Origin of the sequence: Arthrobacter silviterrae, assembly GCF_011045165.1 — a bacterium.
Lineage (GTDB): Bacteria > Actinomycetota > Actinomycetes > Actinomycetales > Micrococcaceae > Specibacter > Specibacter silviterrae.
This window is the reverse complement of the sequence record NZ_JAAKZI010000002.1, coordinates 233,173-250,442: the sequence shown is the minus strand read 5'-3', so window position 1 is coordinate 250,442 and position 17,270 is coordinate 233,173. Positions and strand designations below refer to the sequence as shown.

Sequence of the window (17,270 nt, the reverse complement as noted above, 5' to 3'; positions counted from 1 at the left end):
TGAGGCGACTATTCCCCATGGCACAGAAGATTCACGTAACACTCGTCGATGACATTGACCAAACTCCGGCTGATGAAAACATCACCTTTGGCCTGGATGGAATCAATTACGAGATTGACCTGTCCGCTGGCAATGCCGCAGCCCTGCGCGAGGCATTGGCCAAATACATTTCGGCCGGGCGCCGGGCAGGCGGGCGTGCAGTGCGCGGCCGCGGACCGGCGGTCGTCAAGGCCAAGAGCGATGTTGGGGACATCCGCGCCTGGGCCAAGGCCAATGGTTATGAAGTCCACGAACGCGGCCGCATCCAGGCCGAAATCCGCAACGCCTACCAGGCTGCGCAGGGCTGACCAACACGCAACAACGGCCCGGGACTGCCCTTGACGGCAGCGTCCGGACCGGCACGACGGCGGGGCACCCACCTGGGGAGGCCCCGCCGTCGTGCTTTAAACTGCGCGGGCGCAGGGCGCCCTTATTTCCCCTGTGGCGAACATGCCCCCACGGCGGGCCGGCACTGCGTAGCATCAAGGTACGCAGTAGCTAGGAGTGTGGCGAAATGTTTGAGCGATTTACTGATCGAGCCCGACGCGTTGTTGTGCTGGCCCAAGAAGAGGCCCGCATGCTCAACCACAATTACATCGGCACGGAGCACATTCTGCTCGGCCTCATCCACGAGGGTGAAGGTGTTGCCGCCAAGGCCCTGGAGTCCTTGAACATCTCGCTGGACGGTGTCCGGGAGCAGGTTCAGGAGATCATCGGCCAGGGGCAGCAGGCCCCCAGCGGGCACATCCCGTTCACTCCGCGCGCCAAGAAGGTGCTGGAGCTCTCGCTCCGGGAAGCACTCCAGCTGGGCCACAACTACATTGGCACCGAGCACATCCTGCTGGGCCTGATCCGCGAGGGTGAAGGCGTGGCGGCGCAGGTGCTGGTGAAGCTGGGTGCCGATCTGGGCCGTGTGCGCCAGCAGGTCATCCAGCTGCTCTCGGGCTACCAGGGCAAGGAGCCGGTTGCCAGCGGCGGCCAGCAGCAGGAGGGAACCCCTGCCGGATCCGTGGTGCTGGACCAGTTTGGCCGCAACCTGACCCAGGCTGCGCGCGAAAACAAGCTTGACCCCGTCATTGGGCGCGAGCACGAGATGGAACGCGTCATGCAGGTCCTCTCCCGACGAACAAAAAACAACCCAGTCCTCATTGGCGAGCCGGGCGTCGGCAAGACGGCCGTCGTCGAAGGCCTGGCCCAGGCCATTGTGCGTGGGGACGTCCCGGAAACCATCAAGGACAAGCAGCTGTACACGCTTGACCTCGGTTCCCTGGTGGCAGGCTCCCGCTACCGCGGCGACTTTGAGGAACGCCTGAAGAAGGTGCTGAAGGAAATCCGCACCCGCGGCGACATCATCCTCTTCATCGATGAGATCCACACGCTGGTGGGTGCCGGTGCGGCTGAGGGCGCAATCGACGCGGCCTCCATCCTCAAGCCCATGCTGGCGCGCGGGGAACTGCAGACCATCGGCGCCACCACCCTGGACGAGTACCGCAAGCACATTGAGAAGGACGCGGCCCTTGAGCGCCGCTTCCAGCCCATCCAGGTGCAGGAACCCACAGTTCCGCTGACCATTGAGATCCTCAAGGGCCTGCGCGACCGCTACGAGGCACACCATCGCGTGTCCATCACGGACGGTGCCCTGACGGCGGCCGCCACGCTGGCGGACCGCTACATCAGCGACCGTTTCCTGCCGGACAAGGCCATCGACCTGATCGACGAAGCCGGCGCCAGGCTGCGCATCCGCCGCATGACGGCCCCTCCGGAGCTCAAGGCCATGGACGGTGAAATTGCGGCTGTAAAGAAGCGCAAGGAAGACGCCATTGACGCCCAGGACTTTGAGGGTGCCGCGGCGCTGCGTGACGACGAGCAAAAGTTGATTTCGGCGCGTGCCGAAAAGGAACGCCAGTGGAAGTCCGGCGGGCTGGATGACATTTCCGAGGTGGATGAGGAACTCATCGCCGAGGTGCTGGCCAACTCCACCGGAATCCCCGTGTTCAAGCTGACCGAGGCGGAGTCCTCGCGCCTGCTGAAGATGGAAGACGAACTGCACAAGCGCGTCATCGGCCAGGACGAGGCCATCAAGTCGATCTCCCAGGCCATCCGGCGCACCCGTTCCGGACTGAAGGATCCCAAGCGCCCCGGCGGCTCGTTCATCTTCGCCGGCCCCACCGGCGTGGGCAAGACCGAGCTGGCCAAGGCACTGGCGGAATTCCTGTTCGGCGACGAGGACGCGCTCATCACGCTGGACATGTCCGAATACTCGGAGAAGCACACGGTCTCCCGCCTATTCGGTGCCCCTCCGGGCTACGTGGGCTACGAGGAAGGCGGGCAGCTGACCGAAAAGGTGCGCCGCCGCCCGTTCTCCGTGGTGCTGTTCGACGAAGTGGAAAAGGCCCATGCGGACCTGTTCAACTCGCTGCTGCAGATCCTGGAAGACGGCCGCCTGACGGACAGCCAGGGCCGGGTGGTGGACTTCAAGAACACCATCATCATCATGACCACGAACCTGGGCACCAGGGACATTTCCAAGACCGTGGCCACCGGCTTCCAGTCAGGTTCGGACACCCAGACCGGCTACAACCGGATGCGTGCCCGGGTCACGGAAGAGCTCAAGCAGCACTTCCGCCCCGAGTTCCTCAACCGTGTTGATGACGTGGTGGTGTTCCCGCAGCTGACCCAGGATGAAATCATCGAGATCGTGGACCTCATGGTGGCCCGCCTCGAGGGCCGCCTGGCCGACAAGGGAATGGGCATCGAGCTCACTCCCGCGGCCAAGGTGCTCCTGGCCACCCGCGGCTACGACCCCGCCATGGGCGCCCGGCCGCTGCGCCGCACCATCCAGCGCGAGATCGAGGACCACCTCTCCGAGAAGATCCTCTTCGGCGACATCAAGGCCGGCGACGTCATTGCAGTGGACGTCGAAGGCGAAGGCGACGACGCCCAGTTCACATTCGTGGGCACGGCCAAGCCGTCCATCCCGGATGCCATCACCGCTTCCGCCTAAATAAAGCACGACGCCGGTGACCCGCCTTCCCAAGGCGGGTCACCGGCGTCGTGCTTTAAGGGGCGCTTCAAGGTGCAGGGCCGGCTCCGTCATAGACTAAACACGTGACCGCTGAAGCTACCGCCCTTGACATTGCACTCCGCCCCGCCCGCACCTCCGACGTGCAGGCCATCAAGGAACTGGTGGCGCCGCTGGCCGAGAAGCGAATCCTGATTTCCAAGGAGTCAGTCACCTACTTCGAGTCCATCCAGGAGTTCCTGGTGGCAGAACTGGACGGGGAAGTCGTAGGCTGCGGCGCGCTGCACGTCATGTGGGAAGACCTGGCCGAAATCCGCACGCTGGCCAGTGCCGACGCCTGGCGGGGCAAGGGCGTGGGCCATGCGCTGGTGGAACGGCTCCTTGAAAAGGCGGTGGACCTTGGCGTCCGCCGCGTGTTTTGCCTGACGTTTGAGGTGGACTTTTTTGTCCGCCACGGCTTTGAGGTCATGGCGGACCAAAGCGCCGTGGATCCCGCGGTGTACTCGGAACTGCTGCGCTCCGCCGACGAAGGCATTGCCGAATTCCTTGACCTGGCCCGGGTCAAGCCCAACACCCTGGGCAACACCCGCATGATCCGCAACCTCTGAGCCGGCCCGTTTCGCTTTCCCACAGCTTCCACACATCCTGCGCTTAAGATGGCGGTACGAACGCCAAGGAGGATGGGACCATGGCACAACCACAAGGCACAGATGCGTTTCTGGGCAAGCTGCGCACCCTTTCCCATCCCGACGGATCCCCCATCAGGGCACTGGTGGCCGACGACGACCCCCACCTTGCGGAGCTGATCGGCATCGGCCTGAGGATGGCCGGCTGGAGCGTGGAGCTGGCCTCGGACGGGCCGGAGGCCGTCAGCCTGGCCAAGGAATTCCGGCCCGACATCCTGGTCCTGGACGTCATGATGCCCACCTTTGACGGGCTGGAAGCCCTGCAGCGCATCCGCAGTTTCCAGCCCGGCGTCCTGGCCCTCTTCCTGACGGCCAAGGACTCTGCCGAGGACCGGGTGGGCGGGCTGGCGGCCGGAGGCGACGACTATGTCACCAAGCCGTTCAGCATGGAAGAGGTGCTCCTGCGCCTGTACCGGCTCATCAGCAGGTCAGGGCTGGCCGACCTTGGCGGCAATGAACTGGTGGTCGGGGACCTGGTCCTCAACGAAGAAACCCGCGAAGTTCGCCGGGGCGGTGAGGAAATCGCGCTGACCGCCACGCAGTTTGAACTGCTCCGCTACCTGATGGGCAATGCCCGGACGGTGGTAAGCAAGGGACAAATTCTCGACAATGTCTGGCAGTCAACGGGAGGGGACCACGGAAACATTGTGGAACTGTACATCTCCTACCTCCGCAAGAAGGTGGACGCCGGGCGGGACCCGCTCATCCACACGGTTCGCGGGGCGGGCTATGTGCTCAAGCCGGCAAGATAGTCCCTGCCTGGGAGTTGCCTTGTGGCGGGAAGGACTCCAGAAGTGAGCCGCCGCGGCCCCTGGCCGGTCCGGCGCCGCATGAGGCTGCGCACCAAGTTGATAGCTGTTTCGCTGCTGCTGTTGGCGTTCGTCGGCGCCGGAATCGCCGTGGTGAGCTATCTGTCCATGGAAACGTACCTGACGGGCCAGCTCGACCTGCAGTTGCGCCGCTCCGCCCATGCCGCCACCGACCACGTGCCGGACCCCGGGCAGCCGGGCGGTTCCGGGGCTGTTCCGCCCAACCCGCTTCAGGCCCCCGGCCAGGGCGAGGGGATCCTCATGATGCGGGTGACCGACGGCGTCGTGGACACCGCCCGCTCCGGCTGGATCGACCTGCAATACCAGCAGCATGTGATTGGCTCCGCGGACGTTGCAGCGCTGCGGGCACTGACCCCCGGCGCGTCGCCGTCGAACGTGGACCTGGGGATTGGCGCCTACCGCGTCGAGTCGCTCGAGGCCTCCGACGGCAGCATCGTGACGGTGGGCCTGCCCCTCGGGACGCTCGACGGGACGCTGTCTTCCCTGGGCCTGACCATGGCGCTGGTGGCCGCGGCGGGCCTGCTCGCGGCCGGAGTGGCCGGCACCGTGCTGATCCGCCACAACCTCAAGCCGCTGGAAGAGGTATCCACCGTGGCCAACAGGATTGCCGAGCTGCACCTGGATTCGGGCGAGGTGGAACTCGTGGAACGCATTGAGCCAAGCGACAATGACACCGAAGTGGGCCGCGTGGGCAATGCCCTGAACCGCATGCTGGACAATCTTTCCGGCGCCCTGTCGGCACGGCAGGAAAGTGAAAGCAAGGTGCGCCGCTTTGTGGCGGACGCCAGCCATGAACTGCGTACCCCGCTGGCATCGATCCGGGGCTATTCGGACCTGGTGGTGCGCACGCAAAAGCTGGACGACGGCGGCCGGGACTCGATGGACAGGGTGCGGTCCCAGGCCCTGCGCATGCAAAACCTCGTGGACGACCTGCTGCTGCTGGCCAGGTATGACGAAGGCCGGCCACCGGCCCTGGCCGACCTCGACCTCACCGAGCTGGTGGTCGAGGCGGCAACCGATGCCGAAATAGCCGACGCCGCTGCCTCCGCACGCACGGGAACGGTGCCGCACCGCTGGAACATCGACGTCCCCGCGGAAGCCGTCATGGTGCGCGGCGACGAGTCCCAGCTGCACCGGGCGGTGGCCAACCTGCTTAGCAACGCCAAAAAGCACACGGACCCGGGCACTTCCGTCACGGTGGTCCTGGAAACGCGCCCGGAGGGCACCGCCGCCGTCACTGTCCGCGACTGCGGCAAGGGGATGGACGCGGCATTCCTGCCACGCATCTTCGACAGGTTCGCCCGCGCGGACACCGCCCGCTCCGGCACGGACGGGACCACGGGGCTAGGGCTGCCCATCGTCAAGGCGATCGTCGAGGCCCATGGCGGGACCATCGCCGTCGCCAGCGGTCCCTCCGGCACCGAATTCACCATCGCCCTGCCTGCGGCCCGTCCCTGACGCACACGGCCCGGGCCATCCACGGCCCGGGCCATCTCAGGACCGGGCCATCTCAGGACCGGGCCGGGAAAATATGCACAGCCAGCACTTAACTTCGGTTTAAACTGGGCTGATTTTGCCCCGCGATGGTTGAACCATGACAACAACATCGAACCCCCCAACCATGCTGGAGGCCCGGCCGCGCCCCGGGCACGGGCCGCAGGGCGTCCTTTCCGGCAGCAGCCCAACCCCCACGGCTCCAGCCCTGGTGGACATCACCATCCCGGTGTACAACGAGGAACGGAGCCTGGAACTTTGTGTCCGGCGGCTGCACAGCCACCTCGAAGGGAACTTTCCGTACACCTGCTCCATCACGCTGGCGGACAATGCCAGCACCGATTCCACGCTGGCCATCGCACGGGCCCTGGCGGGCGAGATCAGCGGCATCCGCGTGCTGCACCTGGACATGAAGGGCCGCGGGCACGCCTTGCGGACGGCGTGGCTGACGTCGCCGTCGCCCATTGTGGCCTACATGGACGTGGACCTGTCCACGGACCTGAACGCGTTGGGCACCCTTGTGGCGCCGCTGGTGTCAGGGCATTCAGACCTGGCCGTGGGAACGCGGCTGTCGCGCACCTCCAGGGTGGTCCGCGGCCCGAAGCGGGAGTTCATCTCGCGGAGCTACAACCTCCTCCTGCGCGGGGTGCTGGCAGCGCATTTCAGTGACGCCCAGTGCGGCTTCAAGGCCATCCGCACCGACGTGGCCCGCCAGCTCCTGCCGCACACCACTGACGATGCCTGGTTCTTCGACACCGAACTGCTGGTGCTGGCTGAGCGGTGCGGGCTGCGGGTGCACGAAGTGCCGGTGGACTGGACCGATGACCCCGACTCCAAGGTGGACATTGTCGCGACGGCGGTGGCCGATCTGCGCGGCATTGCCAGGATCAGCCGGGACCTGGTCAACGGCCGCATACCCGTGGCCGAACTTCGGGCGGCCCTGGCCCGAAAACCCCTCGAGGACGACGGCGGTGCGGCGCGGCACAGGCTGTTCGGCCAGCTCATGCGCTTTGGCGCCGTGGGCGTGGCATCCACACTCTTCTATGTGCTGCTGTTTCTCGGCTTCCGGCTGGTGGCCGACCCCCAGTGGTCCAACTTTGCGGCCCTCCTGGTGTCCGCCGTGGCCAACACCACCGTCAACCGCAGCTTCACCTTTGGCCGGACCGGCCCGGAGGGAGTGCTCCGCCACCAATTCCTGGGCCTGCTTGTCTTCGGCATCGGCTGGGTCCTGACGGCGGGCGCGCTGTGGGGCATCCACGGGCTGGGCAGCCCCAACCGGACCATCGAAGTGGTGGCCGTGGTGCTGGCAAACCTGGTGGCGACGCTGGTGAAGTTCCTGGCTTTCCGGCTCTGGATCTTCCGCACCCCCGCACACCACATCTCAACCACGGCAGAGGCAGACAAATGAGCGCCATGACAAGACCGACAGGCCTCACGGCGGCACCGGCCCAGGGACACCCTGGGTCCGGCCTGCCGGCGGCAACTGAACCCGAAATCAATTCATCCGCCGCCAGGCCGCGGTGGCAGCGCCCCGGTGCGTTGGCACTCATCGTGGCCACAGGCTTCCTTTACCTGTGGAACCTCAACAATTCGGGCTACGGCAACAGCTTCTACGCCGCTGCAGTCCAGGCGGGCACCAAGAATTGGACGGCCCTGCTCTTCGGCTCCCTCGACGCCGGCAATGCCATTACGGTGGACAAGCCGCCCGCGTCACTGTGGATCCCAGCCCTGCTGGGACGGGTGTTTGGATTCTCGTCCTGGACGGTCTTGCTGCCGGAGGCACTGATGGGAGTGGCCGCCGTCGCGCTTTTGTACGCAGCGGTGAAACGCGTCAGCGGGCCGGCGGCCGGGCTGATCGCCGGTGGGGCGCTTGCCGCGACCCCCGTGGCGGCACTCATGTTCCGATTCAACAATCCGGATGCCCTCCTGACACTGTGCCTGGTGGCCGCCGCCTATGCCGTGGTCCGGGCCATTGGCAAGCCCGGCTGGCGTTGGCTTGCACTGGCCGGCGCGCTGGTCGGTCTGGCCTTCCTCAGCAAGATGATGCAGGGTTTCCTCACCATCCCGGCCATGGGACTGGCCTACCTGTGGGCAGCCAACACCAGCCTGGGCCGGCGCCTGCTGCACCTTTTGGCGGCCGTCGGGGGAATTGTTGTTGTCGCCGGTGCCTACCTGCTGGCCTTTGAGCTCACTCCCGTGTCGATCCGGCCCTACATGGCAGGGTCCTCAAACAACAGCTTCTGGGACCTGGCCCTGGGCTACAACGGGCTGGGCCGCATCTTCGGAGGGTCCGGCAATGGCGGGGGCGGAGGCATGGGAGGCGGAGGCGCCGGTGGATTTGGGGCTGGCGGAACCGGGGCCGGTGGCGGCATGGGAGGTGGTGGGAACGTGGGCTTTGGCGGGGCCACCGGCATCCTGCGGATGTTTGGCACATCCTTTGGCGCCGAGGTGTCCTGGCTGCTGCCTGCCGCCCTGATTGCACTGGTGGCCGGGTTGTGGATCACGCGGCGGGCGGCACGGACCAGCCAGCCGCGGGCATCCCTCATTCTCTGGGGCGGCTGGCTGCTGGTCACTGCCCTGACGTTCAGCTTTATGGCAGGGACCATCCACCCCTACTACGTGGTGGCGCTGGCCCCGGCCGTCGCCGCACTGGTGGGGATCGGCGCCGTCGAACTGTGGCGCAGGCGGGCGCACGCCGCCTTCCGGGTGGTGCTGGCCGTGCTCGTGGCCGGGACTGCGGCCTGGTCCGCGGTGTTGCTGGCCCGTGACCCGTCCTGGCTGCCGTGGCTGAAGTTCGTGGTCATTGCCTGCGGCGTCCTCGCCGGTGCCGCCATCGTGGCGCGGCTGGACCGCTGGCGGATGGGGGCCTTCGAGGCCGGGACGGCTGCCGTTATTGTCTTGTCGGTGCTGGCCGGCGGCCTGGGCACCACGGCCTGGACGCTTGCAACGGCGTCGCAGGGGCACACAGGATCAATTCCCACGTCGGGCCCCACCGCGTCGGCGATGGGCGGCGGTTTCGGCGGAACCGGCGGAACTGGCGGCCGCGGCCTGGCTCGGCGACAGGGCGGCGGGATGGCTGGCGGACCCGGCGGTGCGAGCGGTAGCGCGGCCGGCGGCGCAACCGGTCAAGGAGGCAGCGCAACAGCGCCCGGCGGGGCTTCCGGGGCAGGGGCGGGGAATGCCGGCGCTTCGTCCACGGCGCTGAACTCGCTGCTGGAACGAACCACCACCAAATGGTCCGCCATCATCTCCGGTGCAAGCAGTGCCGCCGACCTGGAACTGGCTACCGGCACTTCCGTCATCGACCTGGGCGGCTGGAGCGGTTCCGATCCGTACCCCACGTTGGCGCAGTTCCAGGCGATGGTGGCCAAGGGAGAGATTAGCTACTACATCGCAGGCGGCGGCATGGGTGGCGGCATGGGCGGTGGAGCTGGGCGCAGCGCGAACAGTGCGAGCAGTTCAGGCAGCGCGGGCAGTGCGAGCAGTACGGGCAGCGCAAGCAGTGGCCCCGGCGCCACGCAGGACGGCAGCTCCAGCATCGCCACCTGGGTGCAGCAGCACTACACCGCCACTACCGTGGGCAACTCCACGGTGTACAAGCTGGTGGGCTGAGCCCAGCGGTGGACCGGTTGCCGCTTGGCCCCTACCAAGCGGCAACCCGTCCGGGTAGTGTTCAAGAGAGGGGCGGTTTCACAATAGCTGCGGCCGCCACCGTTTATGCTCACTGTTTAATTCGGAGGGTGCCGTCATGAAGAAGCTCATTAACGATCCCAAGGCCGTGGTGGATGAATCGGTGGAGGGCTTCGGCCTGGCCCACGCCGGGCTGGTCACCGTTCACCCCGACCCGCTCTTTGTCTCGCGCAAGGAGGCGAAGTCCGGCAAGGTTGGCCTGCTCTCCGGCGGCGGCAGCGGCCACGAGCCCCTGCACGCCGGCTACGTAGGCTTTGGCATGCTGGACGCGGCCGTTCCCGGCGCGGTCTTCACCTCACCCACACCCGACCAGATAATCCCGGCGACCGTCGCGGCCAATTCAGGTGCCGGCGTGGTGCATATCGTGAAGAACTACACCGGGGACGTCCTGAACTTTGAGACGGCGGCGGAGATGGCGCAGGCGGAAGGCATCGAGGTGCGCACCGTCCTGGTGAACGACGACGTCGCCGTCGAGGATTCCCTGTACACGGCCGGGCGGCGCGGCGTTGGCGGCACCGTCCTGGTGGAGAAGATCGCCGGCGCGGCTGCTGAGCGCGGGGACGGGCTCGACGCCGTCGCCGCCATCGGCCAGCGCGTGGTGGACAATGTGCGCACCATGGGCGTGGCCCTCTCTGCCTGCACGGTGCCCCACGCCGGCGTGCCAAGTTTTGAGTTGGGTGAGGACGAGATTGAAATCGGCATTGGCATCCACGGCGAGCCGGGCCGCCACCGCATCCCGATGGAAAACGCCGACGGCATCACCGACCGGCTGCTGGAGCCGATCCTGACGGACCTCAAGCCTGCCGCGGGGGACAAGGTCCTCCTGTTCGTCAACGGCATGGGCGGCACCCCCGCCAGCGAGCTGTACATCGTGTACCGCCGTGCGGCAAAGGTCCTGGCCGACGCCGGACTGAGCGTGGAGCGGTCCCTGGTGGGGAACTACATCACGGCCTTGGAAATGCAGGGCTGCTCCATTTCCGTGCTGCGCCTGGACGATGAAATGACCAGCCTGTGGGACGCCCCCGTCAATACGCCGGCACTGCGATGGGGGATGTAGCAATGGCGGATTCATTGGGGGCGGCGTGGGCCGTCGACTGGTTGCGCCGGAGTGCTGACGTTGTGGCGGCGAACCGGGTTGCCCTGAGCGAATTGGACAGGGCCATCGGCGACGGCGACCACGGGGAGAACCTTGACCGCGGCTACCAGGCGATTGTTGAAAAGCTCGACGCCGAAACTCCCGCCACGCCGGCTGCCGCCTTCAAGCTGGCCGCCATGACGCTCATGTCCAAGGTGGGCGGCGCGGCCGGGCCGCTCTACGGCACGGCGTTTCTGCGCATGGCCACCGCGACCGGCGAGGCTGCCACGCTCGACGCCGCCGCGCTCGCCGGGGCCCTGGCCGCCGCCCGCGACGGGGTGGTGGCCCGCGGAAAGGCCGAAGTTGGCGACAAGACCATGATCGATGCGTGGACGCCCGCCGTGGAAGCTGCCACCGCGGCGGCAGCCGGTCCGTCTGCCTCGGCCGGGTCGGTATTGGCGGCGGCCGCGGCTGCCGCCGAGGCCGGTGCCGAGTCCACCGATCCCCTCATCGCGCACAAGGGCCGGGCCAGCTACCTCGGCGAGCGAGCCATTGGCCACCGCGATCCGGGCGCCGCTTCGTCGGCGCTGATTTTGCGGGCCGCCGCTGAAGCCGCCGGCGCCCCGGGGGCCGCCGAATGAGCGTTGGACTGGTGGTGGTTTCGCACAGTGCGCAGCTGGCCGCCGGCGTGGTGGAACTGGCGGCCCAGATGGCCCGCGACGTGGTGCTGGTAGCCGCCGGCGGCACGGACGACGGCGGCATTGGGACTTCGCTGGACAAGGTCACAGCGGCGCTGGGCCAGGCCGAGACCGGCAGCGGGGTGGTGGTGCTGACGGATCTCGGTTCAGCCGTCATGACGGCCGAAACAGCACTCGAATTCATGGGCAACCCGGACACCATTGTGCTTGCCGATGCGCCCCTCGTGGAGGGAGCCGTCGCCGCTGCGGTGTCCGCCCAGTCCGGCGCTGACCTGGCAGTGGTGCGCAAGGCCGCAGAAACTGCCTTGCATGCCGGCGTCGAGCCAGCCCTTCCGGTACCGGATGGCGGGAGTGCAGCCGAAGTGACGGCCGTGCTGACGCTGATCAACCCGATCGGGCTGCATGCCCGGCCCGCGGCGGCCCTTGCCGGTGCGCTGGGAGCCATGGATGTCGACATTGACATCAATGGTGCGGACGGCCAGTCAGTCTTCTTGCTGATGGCCCTCGGCGCCGGACAGGGCACCGAATTGCGCGTCAGGGCCAGCGGGCCGGATGCGCAACGGGCCGTGGACCTGGTGCGGACCGAGGTGGAGAGCGGCTTCGGCGAGCTCTGAGAATCCGGCCCGTCAGTGCGGCAGGTGGTAGCCGCCGTCGGACAGCTGGGCCAGGCCGTCGGCGACCAGGCTGGCCAGGGAGCGCTGGAGCTGGGGTGCGTGGACGTTGAGGTTGTGCAGGCTTTTCAGCGCGTCCGCCACTTCCCCCGGGTGGCTGAGGTGTTCCTTGAGGGCAGCCAGTTCTGATGCGGGCCCCCAGAACAGCTCTGCATGGACCGGCGACTCGGCGGCCCGCAGCACCGCCATGACGGCGCCGCGCACCTGCCTGTCCGTGCCGGCCCAGGGCTGCCCCTTGGGAACATAGCTCGGTTCAGGTTGACCGGCCGCAATCCAGGCGCACTCACGGCGGACCGGGCAAATCCCGCACTGGGGGCTGCGGGCTGTGCACACCAGTGCACCCAGCTCCATGACGCCGGCATTCCATTCCACGGATGCGGCGGCATCTTCCGGCAGCAATTCCTTTGCCAATGCCATCTCAGCGGCCGTCAGGGAGGGTGCCGGCAAAGCTTGGCCTATCACCAGGCGTGCGAATACCCTGCGGATATTTGTGTCCACCACGGTCTCGCGCCTGCCAAACGCAAAAGCCGCCACTGCTGCTGCCGTGTAGGTGCCTATGCCGGGAAGCGCCAAAAGTTCCTCGAAAGTGTCCGGCACAGCGCCGTCGTGCTTCTCCACAATCACCCCGGCGGCGGCATGCAGGCGAAGGGCACGCCGGGGGTAGCCCAGCCGGCCCCAGGCACGGAGCACTTCCGCCTGCGGCGCCGCGGCGAATGCCGCCGGATCCGGCCAGCGTGCCATCCATTCTTCCCAGACGGGCCGCACCCGCACCACGGGCGTCTGCTGCAGCATGATTTCGCTCACCAGGATGCCCCACGGGGAGCAGCCGCCGCGCCACGGGAGGTCCCGGGCAGACTCGCGGAACCATTGCAGGACTTGCTGGTGCACCGATTCTCCTTGGGGTTCGCTGGGGCAGTTCCACTGTATCCGGGCGGCGTGGTTGGCGTGGCACCGGCCGTGCGTTGGATACTCTGGAGGGGTGGCGGCATCGGGACAGAACAGGCAGGGCGGAACGGCGCGCCAGCCTGCCCCTCGGACCAGGGTTTCCGCGAAAGTTTACCGGCGCAGGCGACAGGTCGCTGCGGTTTTGGTGTTGCTCGTGGTGGCCGCGATGGTGGCTGGCGCCATGGCGTTGGCGAATGCTTTGGGCGGGGCGGGCAAGGCGGGCCCGGCAGCGCAGGATGCAGGCGCAGCAGTACAGACGTCGTCGGCAACTGCGTCCACCCCTTCAGCCACCCAGCCTGCCGACAAGCCCACCCCGTTGGCATCGTCAGTGTGCGATGAATCCGGGATCAAGGTTAGTGGTTCCGTCGACAAACCTTCATACGATGCCGGCGCAGACCCAAAGCTGACGCTGCGGGTGACCAACACGGGCCAGGCGCCGTGCGACATCAACGTCGGCACCAGCCAGATGGAATTCAAGATCACCAGCGGCAACGATGTCATCTTCAATTCCCGGGACTGCCAGTCCGGCTCCACCGACCTGGTCAAGAACCTCAAGCCCGGGGCATCTGAAACCGCAAACTTTACCTGGCTGCGCAACCGCAGCACGCCCGGCTGCACCAAGGTCGCGGCAACGCCGGGGGCCGGGACCTACGTGTTTGTCACAACGCTCGGGAAGTGGTCAAGCGAGAAGGTTGTTTTCACCCTTAAGTAGGGCGGAAAGGGACGCAAGCCGTTTGGCGGCTTACAGGAACCGGTCCAGCAGGCTGGCCTCGGCAATGCGGGAAAGGCCCTCCCTGACGGTCCTCGCACGCAATTCGCCAATGCCATCGACCACCATGAGCTCGTCGATCGTGGCGGCCATGAGGTTTTGCAGGCCGCCAAAGTGGTCAACCAGGCGCCCGGCAACCGCGCGCGGCACTGCCTTGAGTTCCGACACGAGGCGGTAGCCCCGGGGCTGGATGATCTTTTCCAGCGAGTCGGCTGTGGGGAGCCCCACGATCCCGGCTATCAGGTTCAGGTCGATCAGGTTTGCCTGGTCGATTTCCTGCAGGGCCGCGACGGCGGTGTCGGTGTTGGTGAGCTCCGGATCGGTGTAGTCGCGGATTACCATGTCCGCGCCGGATCCCCGGGACGCCGAAAGTTCGTCAAGCTGGAGCGACAGCAGCCGGCCGTCGGCGCCAAGCTCCAAAACATACTGGGAGATTTCCTCGGAGATGCGCCGTACCATCTCGTGGCGTTGCAGCGTCACTGCAACATCGCGGACGGTGACCATCGCCTCGATTTCCAGGGCTGAGAGCGAACTTGTTACCTGGTCCAGCCTTGCACGGTATCTTTCGAGCGTGGCCAGGGCCTGGTTGGCGCGGGCCAACACCTTTTCGGAGCCTTCCAGCACGTGGCGGAGGCCATCCACATAGAGGGCGATGATCTGCATCGACTGGCTGACGGACACCACGGGCACGCCCGTTTGAATTGCCACGCGTTCCGCAGTGCGGTGGCGGGTTCCGGACTCTTGGGTTTCAATGCTGGGATCCGGCACCAATTGCACGGCTGCGCGCAAGATCCGGGTAACGTCCTTGTCGCAAACAATGGCGCCGTCCATCTTTGCGAGTTCCCGGAGTCGGGTCGGGGCAAAGTCAATGCCGATCTCAAACCCGCCCGAACAGAGGCTTTCAATTGTCTTGTCGGAACCGAGCACAATCAGCGCACCCGTGCGCCCTCGAAGGATTCGTTCCAGCCCATCACGTAGCGGGGTTCCCGGGGCGACTAGGGCAAGGGTAGCCTTCAGGGCCTCTTCGGGGCTGCGAAGCATTGACGATTCCTTCTTTTCAAGCACGGGAACCCGCACAAGTCACATACCCCATATTAGTGTGACGCGCCTGCGTTGAGGTTGCAGGCGCGTCACCCGGAGGTCGAAGTAGAACCTGTGGGAGCAGAGGTGTGCTGGTGCATTGGTTTTAGAAGGGGCAGGGGTCGGTGTTTTGGGTGTGGATGTAGGTGCGGCCGGTGGGGGTGGTGGTTTTGGTTTGGCCGGGTGTGTGGGGTTCGATGGTCCAGCCGGTGGCGGGGTTGTCTTTGAGGTGGTGGCAGTAGCTGTCGCGGGGTCGGAGGTTGTCGATGCTGGTTTCGCCGTGGGGCAGGGGTGTGCCGTCGGGCCCATACCGGTTCATCCAGTAGGGGATGGTGTGGTCGAGTTCGCGGGCTTGTGCGGGTGGGATGGGTCCGTAGCTTTCGAGGTGGCCGGGTTCCTCGCTGGTGCCGAGGAGGGTCAGGGCCGGGACGGTGACGCTGATTTTCGCTGGTGTGCGGGGCCGGGACCAGGCTTCCGGGACGGGGTGGGCCGCCCCGTCCCCCGCGCCCCCGACGCCCGCATTGCTGGGGCCGCCGGTCGTGGTGGTGGGGTGGAGGAAGGCTTGGTGGAGGAGGTCGGTGAAGGTGTCGGCGCGGTAGTTGTCCAGGGAGCGGGAAGGCTTCCCGGTGGGGGTGGTGGCGGTGCTGGGTGTCCGCCCGGGTTGGGTGCCTTCGTGTTGGGCGTGGCGGGCCCAGGCGTCGAGGGCGTCGTAGAGTGTTTTGGCGGGGCCGCCGTCCCGGTCTCGGCGCGTTCGCAGGGCTCACTGCTCGACCACCGGGGTGCTGCTTGGGTCTCGACGCGTTTGCAGAGCTCACTGCTCGACCACCGGACCGCGCCACGGATTCCTAGCTGTGCAGCAGCAGCTCGGTGGCTTCAGCAATGTGCTCGATTTGCTTGACCGTGAAATTCGGCGGGATGGTCCCCGGGCCGTTCGGGCTCAGCGGCACCAGGGCATGCGTGTAGCCCAGCCGGCTGGCTTCCTGGATGCGCTGGTTGATCCCCGGTACCGGACGGACCTCCCCTGCCAGTCCCACCTCGCCAAAGGCCACCATTTTGGAGTGGACGGGCTTGTTGATCTTGGCGGAGGCGATGGAAAGCGCAATGGCCAGGTCCATGGCCGGTTCGGTCAGGCGGGCACCGCCCACGGTAGCCACGTAACTGTCGTCTGCATCGAGCCGGACGCCCGCGCGCTGCTGCAGCACGGCCAGGAGCATCCCAACCCTGGTGGAGTCGAGGCCGCTGACGGTGCGGCGGGGCTGGGATCCCGCGGAAGGCGTCAGCAGGGACTGGACCTCGGCGAGCAAGGGGCGGCGCCCCTCCATGGTCACCGAAATGCACGTGCCGGAGACGGGGTGGGAGATGCGGGAGGTAAACAGCCCGCTGGGATCGGCCAGGCCCTCAATGCCGTCGTCGGTCAGGTCAAAGCAGCCAACCTCGTCCGTTTGCCCGTAGCGGTTTTTCACCGCCCGCAGCAGGCGCAGGCGCGAGTGGCGTTCGCCGTCGAACTGGCAGACAACGTCCACCAGGTGTTCAAGCAGGCGGGGCCCGGCAATGGAGCCGTCCTTGGTCACGTGCCCCACCAGCAGGGTGGTCATGTTCAGCCGCTTGGCCGCCGCAATGAGCGACGCAGCCACCTCACGCACCTGTGAAACCCCGCCGGCGCTCCCGTCCACCAGGGTGCTGCTAAAGGTCTGGACGGAGTCGACAACCAGCAGCACAGGCTGGATGGCTTCCACCTGGCCCAGGGCCGTGCCAAGGTCGGTTTCGGCGCCAAGGTAAAGGGTGTCCGCGACGGCGCCGATGCGTTCGGCGCGCAGCTTTACCTGGGCGGCGGATTCCTCGCCCGTCAGGTACAGCACCTTGTGGGGCGCCCGGCCGTGCTCATTGCGGGCAAACTTCGCGGCAACATCGAGCAACAGCGTGGATTTTCCGACGCCGGGTTCCCCCGCCAGCAGGATCACGGCGCCGGGCACCATGCCGCCCCCCAGCACGCGGTCAAGTTCCGGCACGCCAGTCAGGTTGTGGGCAGCCTTGGACGCGTCCACCTCAGAAATCAACTGGGCCGGGCGCACCACAGTGGTGGCCGCCGTCGTCCGCACCGTGACGGTTCCAATTTCCTCCAGGGTGCCCCACTCCTGGCACTCGCCACAGCGGCCCACCCACTTGACCGCCGTCCAGCCGCATTCGGTGCAGCGGAAGTTCTGGCCCGTGGACTTGGTGGCCTTGCTTGTCTTTGTTGCCATGGTTCAACCCTAATGCCGGGCACTGACA

General features: G+C 66.7%; 15 protein-coding genes. 11 read left to right on the top strand and 4 right to left on the bottom strand.

Translation table 11 applies throughout. The features are described from left to right. The first annotated feature begins 17 nt into the window (after nt 1-17). The 10 genes from G6N77_RS02585 (at nt 18) to dhaM (ending at nt 12,148) form a co-directional block, all read left to right on the top strand. Nucleotides 18-347 (top strand): histone-like nucleoid-structuring protein Lsr2, encoded by a 330-nt coding sequence (locus tag G6N77_RS02585; RefSeq protein ID WP_165180425.1) that lies wholly within the window; start codon nt 18-20, stop codon nt 345-347. A 206-nt stretch (nt 348-553) separates the two neighbouring features. After that, on the top strand, nt 554-3,043 hold the full coding sequence (locus G6N77_RS02580; RefSeq protein ID WP_165180424.1) for an ATP-dependent Clp protease ATP-binding subunit: 2,490 nt from the start codon (nt 554-556) through the stop codon (nt 3,041-3,043). Between the two features lie 104 nt (nt 3,044-3,147). Then, the gene (locus tag G6N77_RS02575; RefSeq protein ID WP_262453859.1) at nt 3,148-3,669 is read left to right on the top strand and encodes an amino-acid N-acetyltransferase; all 522 of its coding nucleotides are present in this window, start codon (nt 3,148-3,150) and stop codon (nt 3,667-3,669) included. An 80-nt stretch (nt 3,670-3,749) separates the two neighbouring features. Then, a complete protein-coding gene (locus G6N77_RS02570; protein ID WP_165180423.1) occupies nt 3,750-4,499 on the top strand; it encodes a response regulator transcription factor in 750 nt (249 codons plus the stop codon). 42 nt (nt 4,500-4,541) lie between these two features. After that, nucleotides 4,542-6,035 (top strand): sensor histidine kinase, encoded by a 1,494-nt coding sequence (locus tag G6N77_RS20270; protein ID WP_165180422.1) that lies wholly within the window; start codon nt 4,542-4,544, stop codon nt 6,033-6,035. A gap of 136 nt (nt 6,036-6,171) precedes the next feature. Further along, on the top strand, nt 6,172-7,479 hold the full coding sequence (locus tag G6N77_RS02560; RefSeq protein WP_165180421.1) for a bifunctional glycosyltransferase family 2/GtrA family protein: 1,308 nt from the start codon (nt 6,172-6,174) through the stop codon (nt 7,477-7,479). A gap of 5 nt (nt 7,480-7,484) precedes the next feature. Further along, nucleotides 7,485-9,683, top strand: coding sequence for a glycosyltransferase family 39 protein (locus G6N77_RS02555; protein ID WP_165180420.1), 2,199 nt, complete (start codon nt 7,485-7,487; stop codon nt 9,681-9,683). A 136-nt stretch (nt 9,684-9,819) separates the two neighbouring features. Next, entirely contained in the window at nt 9,820-10,818 is a 999-nt protein-coding gene (dhaK, locus tag G6N77_RS02550; RefSeq protein WP_165180419.1) for a dihydroxyacetone kinase subunit DhaK, read from the top strand. Between the two features lie 2 nt (nt 10,819-10,820). After that, complete coding sequence (dhaL, locus tag G6N77_RS02545) at nt 10,821-11,477, top strand: dihydroxyacetone kinase subunit DhaL (protein ID WP_165180418.1); 657 nt, start codon at nt 10,821-10,823, stop codon at nt 11,475-11,477. Next, nucleotides 11,474-12,148, top strand: a complete 675-nt coding sequence (dhaM, locus tag G6N77_RS02540; protein ID WP_165180417.1) for a dihydroxyacetone kinase phosphoryl donor subunit DhaM — start codon at nt 11,474-11,476, stop codon at nt 12,146-12,148. Before dhaL ends, dhaM begins: the two co-directional genes overlap by 4 nt. Nucleotides 12,149-12,160: 12 nt before the next feature. Here dhaM and G6N77_RS02535 read toward each other — a convergent pair whose 3' ends face one another. Next, nucleotides 12,161-13,093, bottom strand: coding sequence for an HhH-GPD family protein (locus tag G6N77_RS02535; RefSeq protein ID WP_306987217.1), 933 nt, complete (start codon nt 13,091-13,093; stop codon nt 12,161-12,163). Between the two features lie 238 nt (nt 13,094-13,331). Between G6N77_RS02535 and G6N77_RS02530 the strand changes: the two genes are divergently transcribed. Continuing rightward, nucleotides 13,332-13,862 (top strand): DUF4232 domain-containing protein, encoded by a 531-nt coding sequence (locus G6N77_RS02530; protein WP_205677907.1) that lies wholly within the window; start codon nt 13,332-13,334, stop codon nt 13,860-13,862. A 30-nt stretch (nt 13,863-13,892) separates the two neighbouring features. Here G6N77_RS02530 and disA read toward each other — a convergent pair whose 3' ends face one another. From disA to radA, 3 genes are all read right to left on the bottom strand, one after another. Further along, nucleotides 13,893-14,960, bottom strand: coding sequence for a DNA integrity scanning diadenylate cyclase DisA (disA, locus tag G6N77_RS02525; RefSeq protein WP_165180415.1), 1,068 nt, complete (start codon nt 14,958-14,960; stop codon nt 13,893-13,895). Between the two features lie 145 nt (nt 14,961-15,105). Then, nucleotides 15,106-15,318 carry a hypothetical protein gene (locus G6N77_RS02520; RefSeq protein ID WP_165180414.1) on the bottom strand — a complete coding sequence of 71 codons (213 nt, stop codon included), beginning with the start codon at nt 15,316-15,318 and terminating at the stop codon, nt 15,106-15,108. Nucleotides 15,319-15,844: 526 nt separating this feature from the next. Further along, nucleotides 15,845-17,242 carry a DNA repair protein RadA gene (radA, locus tag G6N77_RS02515; protein ID WP_165180413.1) on the bottom strand — a complete coding sequence of 466 codons (1,398 nt, stop codon included), beginning with the start codon at nt 17,240-17,242 and terminating at the stop codon, nt 15,845-15,847. Between the last annotated feature and the right edge of the window lie 28 nt (nt 17,243-17,270).